Source organism: uncultured Bacteroides sp. (assembly GCF_910585845.1).
In the GTDB taxonomy this organism is placed as follows: Bacteria; Bacteroidota; Bacteroidia; order Bacteroidales; family Bacteroidaceae; genus Bacteroides.
The window spans coordinates 16,857-36,251 of the sequence record NZ_CAJUHF010000017.1 but is presented as its reverse complement, the minus strand read 5'-3'; the positions used below and the strand labels follow the sequence as shown (position 1 = coordinate 36,251).

Annotated in this window: 18 protein-coding genes; 7 read left to right on the top strand and 11 right to left on the bottom strand. The window is 46.2% G+C overall.

Annotation, left to right across the window (positions count from 1 at the left end; genetic code table 11):
• The first annotated feature begins 51 nt into the window (after positions 1 to 51).
• The 4 genes from QZ323_RS06685 to QZ323_RS06670 all read left to right on the top strand — a co-directional run bounded on the left by QZ323_RS06685 (position 52) and on the right by QZ323_RS06670 (position 4,180).
• Complete coding sequence (locus QZ323_RS06685) at positions 52 to 1,644, top strand: thiamine pyrophosphate-dependent enzyme (protein ID WP_294633841.1); 1,593 nt, start codon at positions 52 to 54, stop codon at positions 1,642 to 1,644.
• 100 nt (positions 1,645 to 1,744) lie between these two features.
• Positions 1,745 to 2,326 carry an indolepyruvate oxidoreductase subunit beta gene (locus QZ323_RS06680; RefSeq protein WP_294633840.1) on the top strand — a complete coding sequence of 194 codons (582 nt, stop codon included), beginning with the start codon at positions 1,745 to 1,747 and terminating at the stop codon, positions 2,324 to 2,326.
• Positions 2,327 to 2,353: 27 nt separating this feature from the next.
• Positions 2,354 to 3,661, top strand: coding sequence for a phenylacetate--CoA ligase (locus tag QZ323_RS06675; RefSeq protein WP_294633839.1), 1,308 nt, complete (start codon positions 2,354 to 2,356; stop codon positions 3,659 to 3,661).
• Positions 3,662 to 3,931: 270 nt separating this feature from the next.
• Positions 3,932 to 4,180 carry a hypothetical protein gene (locus QZ323_RS06670; protein ID WP_294633838.1) on the top strand — a complete coding sequence of 83 codons (249 nt, stop codon included), beginning with the start codon at positions 3,932 to 3,934 and terminating at the stop codon, positions 4,178 to 4,180.
• A gap of 321 nt (positions 4,181 to 4,501) precedes the next feature.
• Here the strand turns inward: QZ323_RS06670 and rplT are convergent, their stop codons facing one another.
• The 11 genes from rplT to QZ323_RS06615 all read right to left on the bottom strand — a co-directional run bounded on the left by rplT (position 4,502) and on the right by QZ323_RS06615 (position 15,367).
• On the bottom strand, positions 4,502 to 4,852 hold the full coding sequence (gene rplT / locus QZ323_RS06665; RefSeq protein ID WP_294633837.1) for a 50S ribosomal protein L20: 351 nt from the start codon (positions 4,850 to 4,852) through the stop codon (positions 4,502 to 4,504).
• Between the two features lie 101 nt (positions 4,853 to 4,953).
• Positions 4,954 to 5,151 (bottom strand): 50S ribosomal protein L35, encoded by a 198-nt coding sequence (gene rpmI / locus QZ323_RS06660; RefSeq protein ID WP_294633836.1) that lies wholly within the window; start codon positions 5,149 to 5,151, stop codon positions 4,954 to 4,956.
• Between the two features lie 61 nt (positions 5,152 to 5,212).
• On the bottom strand, positions 5,213 to 5,806 hold the full coding sequence (gene infC, locus QZ323_RS06655; protein WP_294633835.1) for a translation initiation factor IF-3: 594 nt from the start codon (positions 5,804 to 5,806) through the stop codon (positions 5,213 to 5,215).
• Positions 5,807 to 5,932: 126 nt separating this feature from the next.
• Entirely contained in the window at positions 5,933 to 7,873 is a 1,941-nt protein-coding gene (gene thrS / locus QZ323_RS06650) for a threonine--tRNA ligase (protein ID WP_294633834.1), read from the bottom strand.
• 80 nt (positions 7,874 to 7,953) lie between these two features.
• On the bottom strand, positions 7,954 to 10,011 hold the full coding sequence (locus QZ323_RS06645; protein ID WP_294633833.1) for a tetratricopeptide repeat protein: 2,058 nt from the start codon (positions 10,009 to 10,011) through the stop codon (positions 7,954 to 7,956).
• Between the two features lie 84 nt (positions 10,012 to 10,095).
• Positions 10,096 to 10,650, bottom strand: coding sequence for a peptide deformylase (gene def / locus QZ323_RS06640; RefSeq protein ID WP_294633832.1), 555 nt, complete (start codon positions 10,648 to 10,650; stop codon positions 10,096 to 10,098).
• A gap of 141 nt (positions 10,651 to 10,791) precedes the next feature.
• Complete coding sequence (ruvX, locus tag QZ323_RS06635; RefSeq protein ID WP_294633831.1) at positions 10,792 to 11,214, bottom strand: Holliday junction resolvase RuvX; 423 nt, start codon at positions 11,212 to 11,214, stop codon at positions 10,792 to 10,794.
• Positions 11,215 to 11,345: 131 nt separating this feature from the next.
• Entirely contained in the window at positions 11,346 to 12,539 is a 1,194-nt protein-coding gene (locus QZ323_RS06630; RefSeq protein WP_294633830.1) for an OmpA family protein, read from the bottom strand.
• Positions 12,540 to 12,597: 58 nt separating this feature from the next.
• Entirely contained in the window at positions 12,598 to 13,353 is a 756-nt protein-coding gene (locus QZ323_RS06625) for a YjbH domain-containing protein (protein ID WP_294633871.1), read from the bottom strand.
• A 50-nt stretch (positions 13,354 to 13,403) separates the two neighbouring features.
• Positions 13,404 to 14,366: a hypothetical protein gene (locus QZ323_RS06620; protein ID WP_294633829.1), complete on the bottom strand. Its 963-nt coding sequence runs from the start codon at positions 14,364 to 14,366 to the stop codon at positions 13,404 to 13,406.
• 11 nt (positions 14,367 to 14,377) lie between these two features.
• A complete protein-coding gene (locus tag QZ323_RS06615) occupies positions 14,378 to 15,367 on the bottom strand; it encodes a hypothetical protein (RefSeq protein ID WP_298130604.1) in 990 nt (329 codons plus the stop codon).
• A 364-nt stretch (positions 15,368 to 15,731) separates the two neighbouring features.
• On the opposite strand from QZ323_RS06615, the gene QZ323_RS06610 reads away from it, so the two are divergent.
• The 3 genes from QZ323_RS06610 (at position 15,732) to QZ323_RS06600 (ending at position 19,356) form a co-directional block, all read left to right on the top strand.
• Positions 15,732 to 16,871, top strand: a complete 1,140-nt coding sequence (locus tag QZ323_RS06610) for a site-specific integrase (protein ID WP_294633828.1) — start codon at positions 15,732 to 15,734, stop codon at positions 16,869 to 16,871.
• Positions 16,872 to 17,133: 262 nt separating this feature from the next.
• Positions 17,134 to 18,381 (top strand): hypothetical protein, encoded by a 1,248-nt coding sequence (locus tag QZ323_RS06605; protein WP_294633827.1) that lies wholly within the window; start codon positions 17,134 to 17,136, stop codon positions 18,379 to 18,381.
• Between the two features lie 12 nt (positions 18,382 to 18,393).
• On the top strand, positions 18,394 to 19,356 hold the full coding sequence (locus tag QZ323_RS06600) for a DUF3869 domain-containing protein (protein WP_294633826.1): 963 nt from the start codon (positions 18,394 to 18,396) through the stop codon (positions 19,354 to 19,356).
• Positions 19,357 to 19,395 lie beyond the last annotated feature (39 nt).

Below are 19,395 nucleotides of genomic sequence, written 5' to 3'. Positions count from 1 at the left end.
GTCCATATCAGTTTTGGCACATCCACATGCTAACATTAAAAACAACCTGATATGAGCAAGCAACTCTTACTTGGCGACGAAGCCATTGCACAAGCTGCATTAGATGCCGGACTCTCCGGCGTCTACGCCTATCCTGGCACCCCCTCTACGGAAATCACCGAATACATCCAAACGGCACCCGCCCCGGAGAAAGAGAAGATCCACAGCCGCTGGGCAACCAACGAAAAGACGGCTATGGAAGCCGCACTGGGCATGTCGTTCGTTGGCAAACGGGCACTGGTGTGCATGAAGCACGTAGGCATGAACGTGGCAGCCGACTGTTTCATCAACTCGGCCGTCACAGGCGTAAAAGGCGGACTGATCGTAGTAGCCGCCGACGATCCCAGCATGCACTCTTCGCAAAACGAACAGGACAGCCGCTTCTATGGCGACTTCGCCCTGATTCCGATGTACGAACCGAGCAACCAGCAGGAGGCATACGACATGGCATACAACGGCTTCGCTTTCTCCGAAAAGATAGGCGAACCGGTATTGTTGCGCATGGTCACCCGCTTGGCACACTCACGCTCCGGAGTAGAACGGAAAGCGCAGCAGCCTCAGAACGGGATATCGTTCAGCGACGATCCGCGCCAGTTCATCCTGCTGCCGGGCAATGCGCGCAAGCGTTACAAAGTCCTGCTGGAACGTCAGGCAGAATTCATCGAAGCGTCCGAGAACTCTCCATACAACAAGTACATCGACGGACCGAACAAGAAAATGGGTATCATCGCCTGCGGCATCGGCTACAACTACCTGATGGAGAACTATCCCGAAGGATGCGAATATCCCGTACTGAAAATAGGACAATATCCGTTGCCCAAGAAGCAACTCCTGCGGCTGGCTGAGGAGTGCGAAGAAATACTGGTGCTGGAAGACGGACAACCTTTCGTAGAGAAGCAGCTGAAAGGTTATCTCGGCATCGGCATCAAAGTGAAAGGACGCCTGGACGGAACATTGACACCGGACGGCGAACTGAATCCGGACAAGGTGGCACGCTGTGTAGGCAAGGAGAACCCATCGGAATTCGGCGTACCTGCAATCGTCGAAATGCGTCCGCCCGCCTTGTGCGAAGGATGCGGACACCGCGACATGTACACCGTGCTGACACAAGTACTGAAAGAAGAATATCCCGACCACAAAGTGTTCAGCGACATCGGCTGCTACACCTTAGGAGCCAATGCCCCGTTCAACGCCATCCACTCTTGCGTGGACATGGGCGCATCCATCACGATGGCCAAAGGCGCATCCGACGGCGGACTGCATCCTGCCGTGGCCGTCATCGGCGACTCCACCTTCACCCACTCCGGCATGACGGGCCTCTTGGACTGTGTCAACGAGAATGCCAACGTCACCATCGTCATCTCCGACAATGAAACCACCGCCATGACAGGCGGACAGGATTCAGCCGGAACAGGACGCCTCGAAGCCATCTGCGCCGGTATTGGCGTAGCGCCCGAACACATACGCGTAGTGGTTCCCCTCAAGAAGAACTACGAAGAGATGAAGCAAGTCATCCGCGAAGAGATCGACTACCACGGCGTGTCCGTCATCATCCCGCGCCGGGAATGCATCCAGACTTTAGCACGTAAAAAGCGAAACAAGTAAATGCAGCAGGTAAACGAAACAAGCGAGTGAAACAAGTAAGTGAAACAAGCGAACGAAACAAGTAAGCGAAACAAGCAAACGAAACAAGCGAACGAAAACCATGAAAAAAGACATCATACTTTCCGGCGTAGGCGGACAAGGCATCCTCTCCATCGCCACAGTGATCGGTAAAGCCGCCCTGAAAGACGGGTTGTACATGAAACAAGCGGAAGTGCACGGCATGAGCCAACGGGGCGGCGACGTACAGTCGAACCTCCGCATCAGCGACCGCCCCATCGCCTCCGACCTGATTCCTTCGGGCAGGTGCGACCTGATCATCTCCCTCGAACCGATGGAAGGGCTGCGCTACCTCCCCTACCTGAGCAGCGAAGGATGGTTAGTGACCAACGAAAACCCGTTTGTCAACATCCCCAACTATCCGGCAGAAGCCGACATCAAGGCAGAGCTGGAGAAGCTGCCCCATAAGATCGTACTCGACGTGGACAAGGTTGCCAAAGAAGCCGGCTCCGCCCGCGTGGCAAACATTGTCCTGCTCGGAGCCACCGTCCCCTTCCTGGGCATCGACTACGAGAAGATACAGACCAGCATCCGCGAAATCTTCGAACGAAAAGGCGAAGCCGTCGTAGAGATGAACCTCAGAGCCCTTGCCGCAGGCAAGGAAATTGCCGAAAAATTAATGTAAGCCCCCTCAAACAAAACAACCGGAACCATGAATAGCAAATACTGGGAAGAAGAGATAGAGACCATGAGCCGCGAGAAGTTGCAGGAATTGCAACTTCAACGGCTCAAGAAGACGATCGGCATCGCCGCCCATTCGCCATATTACCAAAAAGTATTCCAAGAGCACGGCATCACCGCCGACAGCATCCGCACCCTGGACGACATACGCAAGATCCCATTCACCACCAAAGCCGATATGCGCGCCTGCTATCCATTCGGCATGGTGTCGGGCAACATGCACGAAGACGGCGTACGCATCCACTCCTCAAGCGGAACTACCGGCACGCCGACCGTCATCGTCCACTCGCAACACGACCTTGATTCATGGGCAAACCTGATAGCGCGTTGCCTCTACATGGTGGGCATACGCCGGACAGACGTCTTCCAAAACAGTTCCGGATATGGCATGTTCACCGGCGGACTGGGCTTCCAGTACGGCGCCGAACGCTTGGGGGCACTTACCGTGCCTGCCGCCGCCGGCAACAGCAAACGGCAGATCAAATTCATCACCGACTTCAAGACCACCGCCCTGCATGCCATCCCCAGCTATGCCATCCGTCTGGCAGAAGTCTTCCACGAAGAGGGCATAGACCCCACAAGCACCAGTCTGAAGACCCTTGTCATCGGTGCGGAACCCCACACCGACGAACAACGCAGGAAGATTGAGCGCATGCTGAACGTCAAGGCATACAACAGCTTCGGCATGACGGAGATGAACGGTCCCGGTGTCGCCTTCGAGTGTCAGGAACAGAACGGCATGCACTTCTGGGAAGATTGTTACCTCGTCGAAATCATCAACCCTGAAACAGGCGACCCTGTCCCCGACGGAGAAATCGGCGAGCTGGTGCTGACCACTCTCGACCGTGAAATGATGCCCCTGTTGCGTTACCGCACCAGAGACCTGACCCGCATCCTCCCCGGAGAATGCCCCTGCGGACGTACGCACCTACGCATCGACCGCATCAAAGGGCGTAGCGACGACATGTTCATCATCAAGGGTGTCAACATCTTCCCGATGCAGGTGGAAAAGATTCTGGTGCAGTTCCCGCAGCTGGGCAGCAACTATCTCATCACACTGGAGACCACCAACAATCAGGACGAAATGATTGTGGAAGTAGAGCTGAGCGACCTTTCCACCGACAATTACATTGAGCTGGAGAAGATACGCAAAGAGATCACGCGCCAACTGAAAGACGAAATACTCGTCACTCCCAAAGTGAAGCTCGTCAAGAAAGGCTCCCTCCCCAAAAGCGAAGGAAAAGCCGTCAGGGTGAAAGACTTGCGCCAGAACCGATAAGCGTTTCTCCTCTCTCCTCTTGATATCCTACTCTTTGATACAAACTCTAAAGGTCACCTTTAGAACTGTAAAGGTGACCTTTAGAAAAATAGTACTGACCTTTAGGGAAATAGACTTACTCTTAGAAAAATAACACTGATCCTTAAGAAAAAAACACTGCCTTAGAAAAACAACACTGATCTTTAGGAAAACAACACCCACTTATAGAATGTATCCCTCTCATCTCATGGGACGGATTTTTTCGTCCCGCAAGACGAAATTTTTCATCTCATGAGACGGATTTTTTTGTCTCATGAGACGAAATCCTTCGTCCCACAAGACGGAATCAGCCGTCTCGTACACCTCTCAAACTGGCAATATTACCCACCTGAAATATCTACTGATCCCGAAATATCCGCTGATCCTGAATATCCACTGCTGCTCCCCTTAGCTAATACTTATACCAAGCATATAAAGAAAGGGAACGGTAGTCTGAATGATTACCGTTCCCTTTATAAAGAAGCCGCATCGATGATGTGATGAAACTCCGAATGACATGATTTGAGTGCTCCTCCTCTTTGTAATCCACCGACTCAAAGGTTACCCCGAAGGGCGTGGCCCGCCATTGAGGAGCGAAGCTTGTCTCGGTATTTCATTAAAATTTGATGAGTTTCCCGATCTAATCAATGCGGCTATATTTTCTACAACAAATGTAGTGAGTTTCTGTGAAAGAAACAAGGAAAAGCATAAAAATGTTCACATTCTCCGGCATTTTTTATGCCTCCTATCTCCCCCTCTATATGCACAAGGTGCCGATTACTATTCGCAATCAGCACCTTATCTATTTTTTCTTTTCCTTACTTATGCAGCTTTAGCCTTAGCAACGATAGCCTTGAAAGCTTCCGGATGGTTCATAGCCAAATCGGCCAAAACCTTACGGTTGATTTCGATACCTGCATTATGCAAAGCACCCATCAGCTTAGAATAAGACATTCCTTCCAAACGGGCTGCCGCATTGATACGCTGAATCCACAAAGCGCGGAAGTTTCTTTTCTTGTTCTTACGGTCGCGGAACGCATAAGTCAGACCTTTCTCCCAAGTATTCTTGGCAACGGTCCATACATTTTTTCTTGCACCAAAGTAACCTCTGGTCAATTTCAAAATTTTCTTTCTTTTTGCTCTTGAAGCAACGTGATTTACTGATCTTGGCATAGTTTTACTAAATTTTGAATGTTAGCGCCATTACTTCACGCAACGGACTTAAAGCTAATGCATTCGGTTAATAACTTTAAAATACTTTGTACGCTCTTTTTTTACTTCATTGCTAAGAGTTCCTTAACCTGGCTTACATTTGTTGTGTCAACAAGTGTTGAGTAGCACAGATTTCTTTTTTGCTTCTTAGTTTTCTTAGTCAGGATGTGACTATGAAAAGCGTGCTTTCTTTTGATTTTACCTGTTCCGGTAAGAGTGAATCTCTTTTTAGAACCGGAGTTAGTCTTCATCTTTGGCATCTTTAGTTAGTTTTATTTTAATTATTAAATATATGGCAACGCACTATACCTATGGCGTTACTCATTTCTCTTTCTTTTCCGTTGTCTCAGCTGCCGGAGCCTTTGGAGCGGCATTCTTCTTCGGGGCATCTTTCTTCTTCGGCGAAAGCTGTATGGTCATTCTCTTTCCTTCCAGAATAGGCATTTGGTCTACTTTCGCATATTCTTCCAAGTCGTTGGCAAAACGCAACAGCAGCACTTCACCTTGCTCCTTGAACAGAATGGAACGTCCTTTGAAGAAAACATATGCTTTCACTTTATCGCCGTCTTCGAGGAAGCCGATGGCATGCTTCAGCTTGAAATTGTAATCGTGATCATCGGTCTGGGGTCCGAAACGGATCTCCTTCACATTCACTTTCACCTGTTTCGCCTTCTGCTCTTTCTGACGCTTCTTCAGCTGATAAAGAAATTTAGAGTAGTCGATGATACGACAAACAGGGGGTTGCGCATTAGGAGAAATCTCCACGAGATCCGCTTCATGTTCTTCTGCAAGCCTTAATGCCTGAGCTATCGGATATACGTTAGACGCTCCAACTTCATCACCCACTATGCGGACTTCTTTGGCACGGATTTGTTCGTTAATCCGGTATTGCCCTTTTAAACTGTCATTCTTCATTAAATAACCTTTTCCAGTTTGTTTCTTATTTACTACTCCCAAATTTTATTTCTATTTTATTTATGCCCGTAAAAGCTCTTTTCCGGAACATCTCCGGCAGGCATGCTTTCACAAGCGGGCGCAAAGTTACCATTTATTTATCATATTCTGAACTTCTTCGTTCAGTTTTTTTGCAAAATCTTCAAATTTCATGGTACCTTGGTCGCCTGCACCCTGTTTACGCACGGATACTTCTTGATTTTCGGCTTCTTTTTCGCCCACGATAAGCATATAAGGAATACGTTTCAACTCATTGTCGCGTATCTTACGTCCGATCTTCTCGTTGCGGTCGTCCACAATCGCACGGACATCATACTGTTTCAGGTATTTCTTCACCTCTTGGGCGTAGTCGTTGAATTTCTCGCTGATAGGCAGGATGACTGCTTGTTCGGGCGTCAGCCAGAGCGGGAACTTACCGGCTGTATGCTCGATCAGTACGGCAACAAAGCGTTCCATCGAACCGAAGGGCGCACGGTGCACCATCACAGGACGATGCTTCTGGTTGTCGGCTCCCGTATATTCCAGGTCGAAGCGTTCGGGCAGGTTGTAATCTACCTGAATCGTACCCAGCTGCCAACGGCGTCCGATGGCGTCTTTCACCATGAAGTCCAGTTTCGGACCGTAGAAAGCGGCTTCTCCATACTCTATCTTGGCAGCCAGTCCTTTCTCCTGGCAGGCTTCGATGATGGCCTGTTCGGCTCTTTCCCAGTTTTCATCGCTACCGATGTATTTCTCGCGGTTCACCTTGTCGCGCAAGGAGATCTGAGCTTCGACGTTGACAAATTCCATAGAACCGAACACGATGGAGATGATGTCCATCACGCGCAGGAATTCGTCTTTCACCTGGTCGGGACGGCAGAAGATGTGCGCGTCGTCCTGCGTGAAGCTACGTACACGTGTCAGTCCGTGCAGTTCTCCGCTCTGCTCGTAACGGCAGACGGTTCCGAACTCTGCCAAACGCAAGGGCAGGTCTTTGTAGGAACGCGGTGAGTTCTTGTATATCATACAGTGGTGCGGGCAGTTCATCGGTTTCAGGAAGTACTCTTCACCCTCTTCCGGCGTATGGATGGGTTGGAAGGAGTCCTTGCCATACTTGGCATAGTGTCCGGAAGTGATGTAAAGCAGTTTGTTGCCGATAGGCGGAGTGATGACTTCCTGATAATCGTAGCGTGCCTGGATGCGGCGCAGGAATTCCTGCAGGCGCAGACGCACCGCGGTTCCTTTCGGCAACCACATGGGCAGACCCTTGCCTACCGTATCGGAGAACATGAACAGGTCCATTTCTTTTCCGATCTTACGATGGTCGCGTTTCTTGGCTTCTTCCAGCAGAACGAGGTATTCGTCCAGCATTTTCTTCTTCGGGAAAGTTATACCGTAGATACGCGTCATCATCTTGCGGTCTTCCTGTCCGCGCCAGTAAGCACCAGCCACAGACATCAGTTTGATGGCCTTGATAGGTGCAGTGGTAGTCAAGTGCGGACCACGGCACAGGTCGGTGAATGCACCTTGCGTATAGGTGGTGATATGTCCGTCTTCCAGTTCGGAAATCAATTCGCACTTATAGGTTTCTCCACGGTCGCCGAACTTCTTCAGCGCATCCGCTTTCGAAATGTTTTCTCTTACTACGGCCTCTTTCTTGGCTGCCAGTTCCGCCATTTTCGCTTCGATAGCAGGCAGGTCAGACTCTTTGATTGTTGTTTCGCCCGGATCTACATCATAGTAGAATCCGTTTTCGATGGCAGGACCGATACCGAACTGGATGCCCGGATAGAGCTCTTGCAAAGCTTCGGCCAGCAAGTGGGCGCTGGTGTGCCAGAAGGCATGCTTTCCTTGTTCGTCTTCCCACTTGTAGAGCACAAACTCTGCATCCTCTTCGATAGGACGTCCTAAATCATAAGTCTCGCCATTCACGCCGCAAGCCAGCACTTCTTGTGCCAGGCGCGTACTGATGCTTTCTGCAATTTGCAGTCCCGTTACTCCTTCGCTGAACTCGCGTACGGAGCCGTCTGGAAATGTTATCTTTATCATAATGTGTTATATATTTCTATAATTTCAGGACGCAAAAATAACGATTTCTTTTTGATATTCTATTTTTTAGAAAAAAAATGTTATTCACGCGTATCGGTAAACCGTTTGATAATGTTGTAGGCTGACACAATGCCCAACTCGCCCGCCTTGCTCAGGTCTGTAATGCCCAGACGGTTGTTGCCCAAGAAGATATGGGTCAGTCCGCGATTGAAGTAGGCTTCGGCAAAATCCTTGTTCAGCTCGATCGCTTTATTGTAGTCTTCCAACGCACCGCGATAGTCTTTCAGCATCGAGAGCACATTGGCACGGTTGTAGTAGGCATAGACAAAGTCGGGAGCCAGCCGGATCACGTGGTCCAGATCTTTCTTCACCATGTCGTAGTCCAACACGGTTACTTCCGTCTGCTTCTTGCTGTTGTCGGCAGAGTTGCCCAGCATGCCTTCTGTCAGTCCGGCTTCCGCTTTCTTATACTCCAGCTGCTTGCAACGAACCAATGCCCGCATGAAATATGCGGGGAAGAAATCGTCGTCCAGCAAGATGGACTGCGTGAAGTCGTCGATGGAGCTGGCAAAGTCCTGCACCAGATAGAAATCAAGTCCGCGCAGGAAACGCTTCTTGGCGTCTTTGTCGTCTGCCACGATATCAGAAGTGTGCGAATCGATCAGGGCGAAGTGGAATTTCACTTGCTCTTCCGTCAGTGGCACTTCCATATTGGTAATCTTCAGCGGCTTCGGCGCAATCTTCGCATGGTTCAGTTCTTCGATATATTTATGGAAATGGACGATGCGTTTCACTTCGCTTGGCTTCTCGTAATAGGTCAGCGCATACATCGGCTCTATCTTGATGTTTACGTTGCGGTCTTGCACCCGTCCGCGATAGTCGCTCTTATATTTCTGTGTGGTTTCGGAGTCGTCGGCAATCACAATCTTCCGGTAGTTCTCCATGTTCTTGTCGGACTTCTTTCGCGTGCCGCTGCCGTCGCCTTCTTCCGTGTTGTCGGCTACGTCTTTCTGGTCGGGGTTTGCTTTGTTGCTATTACCGGCGGCAGCATTCCGTTTATCAATCTGCATTTGCATGATCTTAAATTCATCCTGCTCCGCTCCCTTGCGGTCGCCCATCTTCTTGCGTGCTTCGGCGCGGTGGTAGTATCCTGCCGTGAAGTTGGGATATTCATCAATCACCCGCGAATAGTCGGCGATGGCTCCGCGATGGTCGCCTGTCTGCGCACGCAGCAGACCGCGGTTGAAGGTCGCCATCATGTTGTCCGGCTCTATCTGCAGCACAAAGTCGAAGTCCTCTATCGCCCGGTTGTCATCTCCCACCTGCGCACGCAGCAGACCGCGGTTGTAGTGTCCGAGGAAGTTGTTCGGGTCAATGTCCAGTGCCAGGTCATAATCGCTCATGGCACCTCTGAGATTTTTCTGATGGAAACGTGCCAATGCACGGTTGATGTAATTTCCCGCATTCTTCGCACTCAGGTGGATAGCATGGTTCAGGTCTTCTTCCGCATCGGCGTACTTGCCCTGTTGGAGGCGTACGATGGCACGTGCCCCCCACCCGTCGGGATCGTAACGGTCCATCTCGATAGCCTTTTCAAAGTCGTTCAGTGCCTGCAGGGTGTCTTTCTGCTTCAACGAGACTTCGCCACGCATCAGATAGGCGCGTGTATATCGGGGAGAGATAGTCAGCAGTTTTCCCAAGTTATCCTTTGCCGCTTCATAGTCTTCTTTCTGCATATTGCAGAGGGAGAGGTTATGCCAAAGCACGATATTTTCGGGGTCGTACTTCAAGGCCATCCTGTAGTCTTCGATAGCTCCATCGTAATTGTTCTGCCGGATACGTGCCAGACCACGAATCTGGTAGGCGCCCACCACGAAGGGATTACGTTGGATAGCCGCATCACAATCCGCCTCCGCACCCTGGAAATCGTCCAGGTTGATCTTTGCCAAACCGCGAAAAAAATAGGGTTCGTACAGATAAGGCTTTGCGTTGATTACTTGATTGAAATATTGTATGGAAAGCACATAATCTTCAAAATACAATGCGTTGCGCGCGATGGTCATCACGCGCTCCGTATTGATTTGCGCACACGCCAATGCGGGGAGCAAAAGGAAAGCCGTCAGTATTCTTTTTATCATCTTGTCTTATAAACGCTTGTAAACGAAACAAAAATAGTGCTTTTCGTTCACTTCGCAGGATTAACGAAAGACTTTTTATATTTTTTATCTTACAGTCTTCACCTTATAAGTACAGTGCGCCTTCCCTTTCAGCATCGCATTCAGCTTTCCTTTGATCATCTGCCTGCGCAGAGGAGAGAGATGGTCGATGAACATCTTTCCTTCCAGGTGGTCGAACTCATGCTGCATCACGCGTGCCAGATAGCCTTCTACGATTTCGTCATGCTCCTGCATATTCTCGTCCAGATACTTCACGCGGATCTTGTTTCCTCGTTTCACTGATTCATGAACGCCCGGAAGGCTCAGACAACCTTCTTCCATAGAGACTTCTTCGCCCGACACTTCCAAAATATGGGGGTTGATGAATGCTTTCCGATAGCCCTTGTATTCGGGATATTCCTCCGACAGGACATCCAAGGTGATCACTACCACACGGATAGGTAGGCCGATCTGCGGAGCTGCCAGCCCCACGCCTTCTGCATGATCCATTGTTTCGAACATGTTCACTATCAACTCTTTCAAACCCGGATAGTCGGGAGTTATGTCTTCCGCAACTTTCCTCAATACGGGCTGGCCGTATACATAAATAGGTAAAATCATTCTTTATCTTTATTTAGTCAATATACATTTCTTTATCAAATTTCAGTTGTCAGCTGTCAACTATCAGTTATCAGCTGTCATCTGCCAGCTACCAGCTATCAGCCGTCAACATCTCAGCTATTAACTCCAACTGCCCACGTTTCAGAACGCAAAACGCTTGCTCTCCAAATAACTTTGCAGGATGATAGTCGCGCTGATTTCGTCTACAAGCGCCTTGTTCTGCCTGGCTTTCTTCTTCAGTCCGGCTTCCAGCATGGTACGATGGGCCAGCACGGAGGTGAAACGCTCGTCGACGTACTCCACGGGCATGTCCGGCAACTTCTTTTTCAACATACGTACAAAAGGCTCTATCCGCCTCATATTCTCCGAAGCCTCGTTATTCATCTGCTTAGGAAGCCCTATCAGAATCCGTTCTACCGGTTCTTTGCCGACATAATCGACGATAAAAGCCAGCAGTTCGTGCGTAGGCACAGTAGTCAGTCCGTTCGCAATCATCTGCAATGTGTCGCTGACGGCTATCCCTGTACGCTTCTGTCCGTAATCTATCGCTAATATTCTGCTCATAATAGGGCACAAAATTACGATTTATATTTGATATTTACCTCTATCCGAAGTCATAATAACAAAAAAGGATGCCTAACCGAAGTTAAGCACCCTTTTTCTTCACGTAGAGCTTACACTCTACGAACCCTATATCATTCCAGAATTACTACACGGTTCAGATAGTTCTTGCCGAACATGTTTGCAGTACCACCGAAGCCCACGAGTTCGATCTGGTCTTTGTCAACGCCTTCCTTGATCAATGCGTCGTAAACAGCCTGAGCACGTTTTTCAGACAGTTTCTGGTTCCAAGAAGCGCTACCCGTAGCTTTGTCAGCATAACCGGCAATTTTATATTTCTTGTCGGGGTTAGCCTTGAGGATCTTGGCAGCCAACTGGATGTTGACCATACCGTAATCGTCGATGCGTGCGCTACCGATCTTGAAGAAGATGGCGCGAGGACCGGCAACTTCAACTTCCTTAACAACTTCCTTTGTCACAGGCTTAGCGTTAACCAAAGCGTTCTTAGCGTTAGCCAAGTCAGCCTGAGCCTGTGCAAGCTCGTTTCTATACTTGTTTACTTCTCTGTTGATAGCATCTTGGTCTACTTTTGAGCCACAAGAAACAAACTTCTTGCCACCGAAAGTATAAGTAAGACCGGCACCCACGTAAACACCGCCTACTGTTCTTGAAGAAGCCAAGTAGCCGAGATAAGATGAAGCCAGCTCACCACGAGCTTCGATATCAATATCGAGATAGTTATTCACATTAAACTTACCCAACAGACCGGCAGAACCGTTGATGTATGCACCTACCTTGTTATCAGCACCGGCAGGACGAACTTTTTGCCAAGCTGTTCCGGCAGCATTCTCTTCAATCTCGAAAGAACCTGAACCTTTAGCGATGGTTAAGCCGGGACCTGCAAATACAGACAGCGTGAACAAACGGTCGGGATTGTATCCGCAGATTGCGTTAGAGAGGTTATAGATACCGTCCAAACGAATCTGACCTACATTCTTGTTGTAGTTCACTTCAGAACCTACCATGCTACCATCAGCAGCATATGTTCCCTTTGACCAGTTGGTATTGAAGTTAGCCTTCCACAAACCACCTTGGGCACGGATACCCCAAACCGGAGTAAACCATTTACCGAGAGACACAGTAATATGAGGAGCAACATCTCCAAACTTACCTTCGCTCTTGCCTGAATTTACCATAGAAATTCCACCAGTCACGCTCACGAAGATATTGTCTCCGGCTTTTTCGCTGACGAATTTCTCTTTTGTCTGAGCCGTTGCCACACTGGCACCAGCCAACATCAAAGATAATATTACTAATTTACTTTTCATTGTTTTTGGTTTTATTGTATTTCAACTCTTTTTTAGTTATTTGCTCCGACCACTCTTCTTACTTCAGATAGATCTTGTAAGTAAGTCCGCCGGTAAAGTATTTCATTTTTTGCAATTCTACCTGCGCATGCAAATGGTTGAAAAGCAAATATGTGGCACCCAACGCAAAATCTTTCGAATCATACTCTGCTATCATCCGTAGTTGCGGATGGAAAGAGGGATTATAGGTGACGCCTACTGCCGGACCGTTCAGACGATACTCCTTACGGTTGTTGTAGAGATAGGAAAGGTGCACACCTATCGTCTCCTTCCCTATCGGGATATGTTTTGTCGCTGCAATATAGAAGCGGCAAAAATAACCGTTACCCTCAGTAGATGATATCTGTCCGTCTCCCGACTCGGTATAGGGATCCGAAGTCCCCAACACCACAGCCGGCATATACTTCCAGAATTGTCCTTCTTTCAAAGCGCGCAGCCGGACAGAGAAATACCTGTCCTGATTCGTAAATCCTGTGTAACCGTATGGTCTCAAGCCTAAAGCTTCCGCCTTGAAGAGCGTACATGTGTACGCCACCTCCAACCAAGGGAATATGGTTACGTTCAGAAAATAATTGTACGTATGATAGTACCAAGTAGGAGGAGTTATCTCCTTATTCAAAAAGTTACCACCAATCATCACCGTCTTGTCCCGCTGCATCTCTGCTGAGGGGGCATGCAACAGACCGGTGGTACCATACGTCAATTGAGCCGAAAGCAAGAGAGGGCAACACAGCAATAAAACCGCAAGGGCTATTTTCACATAGATATACCTCATCATCGCTTTCTTTCCGCTTTTTGTTGTGCTATACCTTATATATAATATAATTATTCAAAGATACCACCACCAGCGTTCAAGTCACCACCATGACCGTGACCATGTCCGTGTCCGTGATACATATTCAACAGTACAGGTGTATTGCTGAAGATTACGCTGGCAAGACGTCTTGTCGTAGCTGTATAAGACTGTCCGTCGTATGCAACCGCATAAGTCTTATCATCATAGATATACTGGATTGAAATTTTCTGTAAAGCAGAAGCAGCAGGCAACAAGAAAGAATATTTTTTTGTTTCTTTTTTTGTGAATTTATCTGCAATATTATCTACACCTTCAGCCTTTGTGATATAGTCATGAATTCCAGCAAGAACGTCAATAGCACGTGTAGCTGCTACCGGTTTAAGATACATGATACCTGTGGGGTATGTAATATCACGGCTGATAAGCATCGGCTCCTCCGTTCTGTTGATGATATCCAGACTTGAGTCAATCGTTATATTTTCTTGTTCACCACACACTTTATCACCTGTATAAGAATCCGTATCAGAAGTTGTATTCGTAGAAACTTCAACCTTCATTCCTTCCGGTATAAATACAGTCGGATTTACAACGATGTTAGCATAACATGTAATAGCCTGACCGTTCGTAATATCAGCAACTTCAACTGTAGTTGATGCTGCATCATATTCATTTGCCTTTCCAGCAACGCTAACCGTAACAGTAGACGCCATCTTAGTTCCAGTTTGGTCGTTAGTAACAACCTTCTGATAAACACCATTGCCCACATTGTCACAGGAAGCTGTACCTACAGTCACATCCGCATCAATTACAGGATTACCCGTAATACCATTAGTTACCGTAACAACAAATGTGTAAACGGCATCCGGAGCCTTATACGGTTTGGTCACATCACCGTTTTCTGAATCATAGCAGCTTGTAAACATAGCTCCTACTGCTAAAATTGCCATCGCTAACTTAGCGGTAGCACCGAAAAATTTACATTTCATTTTCATCTCAATAAAAATTAAAAATTTAATAATTCTGATTTAATATAATATGGGTTAAAACTATTTTCAGTCGCCATATTGTCATCTACACGAGGATTGAACGAACGCCCATAATACTGTTCATTTCCCGCATTGTATGACATTCCAAAATATTCCGAAGGCAACACCCTCGGTATGTACCCTCTTCTTTTATATTTATAAGGCGGCAAAGCGATCTGAAACCGGAAGCCACCGTTATACCCTTTATTACCGGCATTCTGTACCTTCATGCCATAAAACCCGATGGATGCATACCTGAAATTACGTACCATATCAAAACGAATCCCTTTTTCACCCAACAGATATTGTTCAACTTTCAAAGAAAACGCAGTATTATATTCAGGCCAATAGAAATCCCCTCCCAAATACCACGTCACACGTTTCAGAGGACTTACCTTCCAACGCCAATTTTCAAAGCGGGAGCGTCCGGTATAACCAACCCGTCCTTGTACAGAAAACCTCTCATCCTTAAAAACATGCTTCACATCCAAAGTTCCTCCCCAACGATAATTATTGAACGACCCAATTGTCGCCGTCAGAAAAAGATTGTAGGGCAACCTCACAGACTGAGACAACGTGACATATCCTTGCCGAACCTGTTCGTATGAAACTCCATACTCATTATATATAGGTATAATAACCTGCCCTGTCACCTTCATTCCATTCCATAACGAAATCTCAATCGCAGGATTCAAATTGAAAAGCACTTGATACACTTGTGTAATAACCAGATTTTTCAATTTGAGTTCCGGATATACCACCACATCCACCTTAAACAAAGAGCTATTCTCTCTTTTTACTCTCCGCGCCTGCTTCCATGCGCCACCCAAATCATAACTGACATCCCAATCCCTGCGGTTCGCTTCGGGAACAGTATCACCTATAATCGGCTTATAGTAAAGAGAGAGCTGAGGCACATTGTTGTCAAGAACAATTATCCGACATGGCTTTTTGTCCGGTAAACCCACAGAGAATGTATCTCTTGTGAGGGAAAATATAAATCAACTAAGATGATTCATATAATCAATTAGAATGATTTCCTATAATCATCTTAATTGATTCTTATCCCCTTCCACAAGAGAGCCAGGCAAGACTATGCATCCCACCTGCAACAGACGTCTTTGTTGCCCGTTTGTCACTGTTTCCATATCTTTGCAGAAAGATTTTCCCTCTGATCATCCTCTAATATTTAACGGATTAAGGATCTCGGTAAATCAAGACAAACATCAACCAAGCACCATTCTTGAGACTATATTTGTTACCATATCGTTACCTGTTCATTTGAATTATTCACTTTTATAACCATATCAAACAAACTTAAAAGAAACCAGCATGAAAAAAGAATTGAAAATCAAAGAACCTGTTAAAATAAGGGTAAAGCATCTGTCCAATGGCAACAAGTCGATATATCTCGATATATACATGGACGGCGAGCGGAAGTATGAATTTCTAAAATTGTACATCATACCCGAATGTAGCAAAGCAGACAGAGAACGCAATAGCGAAACCCTTAAGCTTGCTAACTCCATTAAAGCCCGACGCATCCTGGAACTGCAATATCAGATACATGGATTCAAGAAAAGTAAAATATCCAACATCAAACTAACTGACTACCTGCAAAACCTTGCCGACAGAAACACAGAAAAAGAAGTTCGTCAAACCACTTTGCGCGCCGTAATCGGACACCTCAAACGCTACACCGCCTCCGACATCCCACTTTGCAAAGTAGACAAAGAATACATCATCGGATTTCTGGAATATCTGAAAAATGCACAACAGGTACATAGCAAAAAGAAAAAATTGTTGCATTGCAACACGCAAGTCTGCTACTACAAGACATTGCATTACAGCCTGAACTATGCAGTACATGAGGAACTCATCCCTATCAACCCTATGGATAAAATAAAGAATGAGGAAAAGCCACACCGAAACCGGACGGAAAGAGAATTTCTGACTATTGACGAAGTAAAACAACTTGCTCGGACACCTTTCTATAATGCCTTGCTGAAAAAAGCCTTTCTATTCAGCTGTTTTTGTGGCTTGCGGCACTCCGACGTCATCGCGCTCACTTGGAAAGACATAAAGAAAGACAAATATGGAAACTTCAAACTACACATTGTTCAAAAAAAAACCAAAGAAGCAATTACGCTGCCATTGAGCAAAGAAGCGGTTAAACAACTGCCCAAACAGGCTGACAGTGCCGAGAATGACAAAGTATTTAGAGGTCTCATCAGCTTGGGAAGGAGTAATGAAATACTTTCCAAGTGGGCAGAACAGGCAGGGATCAACAAACATATCACTTTCCACGTTGCCCGCCACACCCATGCAACCATGTTGCTGAGTTTGGGAGCCGATCTGTATACTGTGTCTAAACTATTGGGACACACAGATATACAAACCACGCAAATCTATGCAAAATTGGTGGACGAAAGTAAAAAGAAAGCAATAGACCTGATTCCGAATATCACATGACACCCGACAGAGGAAAAACAAAAAACTCTTATCCTATTTATCCTCACTATGCATCAATATATCAATTTGAAAGAGAGCCCCCATACACATCCCTTCACATCACAATTTCATTTATGTCGGAATAGTAGCATTGAGAAAGATGATTTTTATGAAAAGCTACATTATTTCATTTTTTCATGTAAAATTCTTTGGTATTATTAAAAATGTGTCTATTTTTGCACCATATTTTGTGTCATTGGGATGCGAAAATTAGGAGAAAAAGATGAGGTATATAAACTCTAACATGATAAAGTGTCTAACTATTAAAGCTATAGCACGATGTGCAGCGCTCTTTTTATTCTGTTTGCTTCCGTTAAAAGGAATTTGCCAAACAGGGGAAGATGTAGTAAATGCTTTAGTGGAGATGGGATTTGAGAATGTAGGGTGGACAGAGGACGATAAAGAACGGGTATATGTGTTGGAAAACTCGGCATACCGCCTGAATGGTGTCGGTATTGGTAAGGCTGTGGATGTCATTCAGGAGATGGGTTTACCGGACAAAAAGCCATGTCGGATAATTGTTCTTGACAACAATGTACCTCAAGTTTCTCTTTATTACAAACCGATAATCGGTGATACTGTTCCCGAAGCCAGCCGCAAGGATTGGGATGTCAGTTACGACCTGGGAGGAACGTGGAAACGGATACGGAAAGTAAAAAAAGAAAATAGCTCTTTGTTTAAGGTAGACATTTTGGTATATCCGCAGCTCTATTTCAAGAATCTGATCATAACGCAAATCTATCAGGCATGTTTGGAAATAAGTCCGGCAGTTGAGATTTCGTTATGGAAAGGTGCCAAATTCACAGCTCAGGTTATATTTCCGGCATACAACGACGGATATAGAGGCGCCCAAGAAAATATCAGATGGGGATATCTGACTTTGGATCAGAGCGTGCGGTTGCCACATAATATATGGTTGAAAGCAGTAGTGGGTGTGTTCGACACCAATTGCTACGGAGCGGAGGTGAGTGCATTCCATCCGTTGAAAGACGAGCGTTTTTCGTTGGAAGGTAAAGCCGGATTAGTAGGGATAGGATACTTCAATGATTTCAGTTCCTTCCGCTACAACGGAGAGACAAGATGGTATTGGTCTGTTGGAGGCAATTTCTATTGGACTAAGTTTAATACGGAGTTCAAACTCCGGGCAGAACAGTACTTATTAAAAGATGTAGGAGTGAAATTTGAAATGATAAGATATTTCAGATATGCGGCAGTTGGCTTTTATGCAGAAAAGTCGGATAAGGCAAAGTCCAACGGTGGATTCAAAATCTCTGTTGCACTTCCACCCTATCGATATAAACGGCACGGATATTGGCCAAGAGTATCTACCGGATTTGGAACTGGAATAAGTTATAATGCAGGAAATGAATCAAAATATTATCTGATGCCATACACAAGGGCTGATGATAATGTGCTGAAAAGGAATCAATATAATCCATATTTTATTAAATCAGAATTACTAAATTTTTAATTTTTATTTGTGATGAAAAAGAAAAGTTTTTTAAATGGCCTCTATGCTAAAGGAGCATTGGCCTTGACTATTGTAGCTGGTTTTACACTGGCTGGTTGCGAAAAGGAAGATTTCAGCATAGAAGTTCCTCCTATTAACATTACGACACCGGTAGTAAAAGTCGGAAAAGTCGCAGTAACTCTGAGTGCAACCTCAGCAAGTGGAAACACGTTGGAGGTTAAGTTTTCAAAGGATGGAAAACCACTTGATGAAAATGTAACAACTTTGGAATTTGAGGCAGCCGCACAATTTACTATTACTGCTGAAAAAGACGGTTATAACACAGTGGTTAAGACTGTAAATGTTCCTGCACCGGCCGAAGGTACTTACAGTATTATTCCTGTTAGTTTTGTATTGTCTGCTGTAGAAGCACCTGTTGAAATTCCTACACCAAGTGAAGAAGATAAGGTAGAAGGTGGAACAAAAGTAGACAACGATACAAAAACTTATGCTGGTGAGTATGAAGCAAACAAGCCTTATACGATTGATGTACAAGTTCCTACTGGTACGTTCTACACTGCAGAACAAAAAATAGAACTTTTAAAAGCCGTTGAAGCTCTGAAAGGTCCAGACGAAATTGAGACTCGCGCAGGTGAGGGTGAAGAAGCATTAGCTAATTTGAACATTGCAAAAAACAACCTTCGTACTACAATCAATGCATTGCCTACAACTCCGAACACTAAGACACAACCGGTAACCTTCACATTGACGGATGCCGCCAAGTCTGTAATATTTGCTATTGAAACTACATCAGATGTTTACAAGGTAACTTTCTCCACAGCCGTAGCTGGTAAGAAATACTCTGTAGAAGGTGAACAACTGCAAGTTGCTAAGACAGACATCAAACCGACTGCTGAAGGCGTAGAAATCGATCACGGTCACGGTCATGGTCACGGCAATGGCGGTAACGCTGGTGGTGGTATCGGTGGTAAATAAATGAACGGGCTTTCACAGATTGCCTTTCTAAAAAATGTA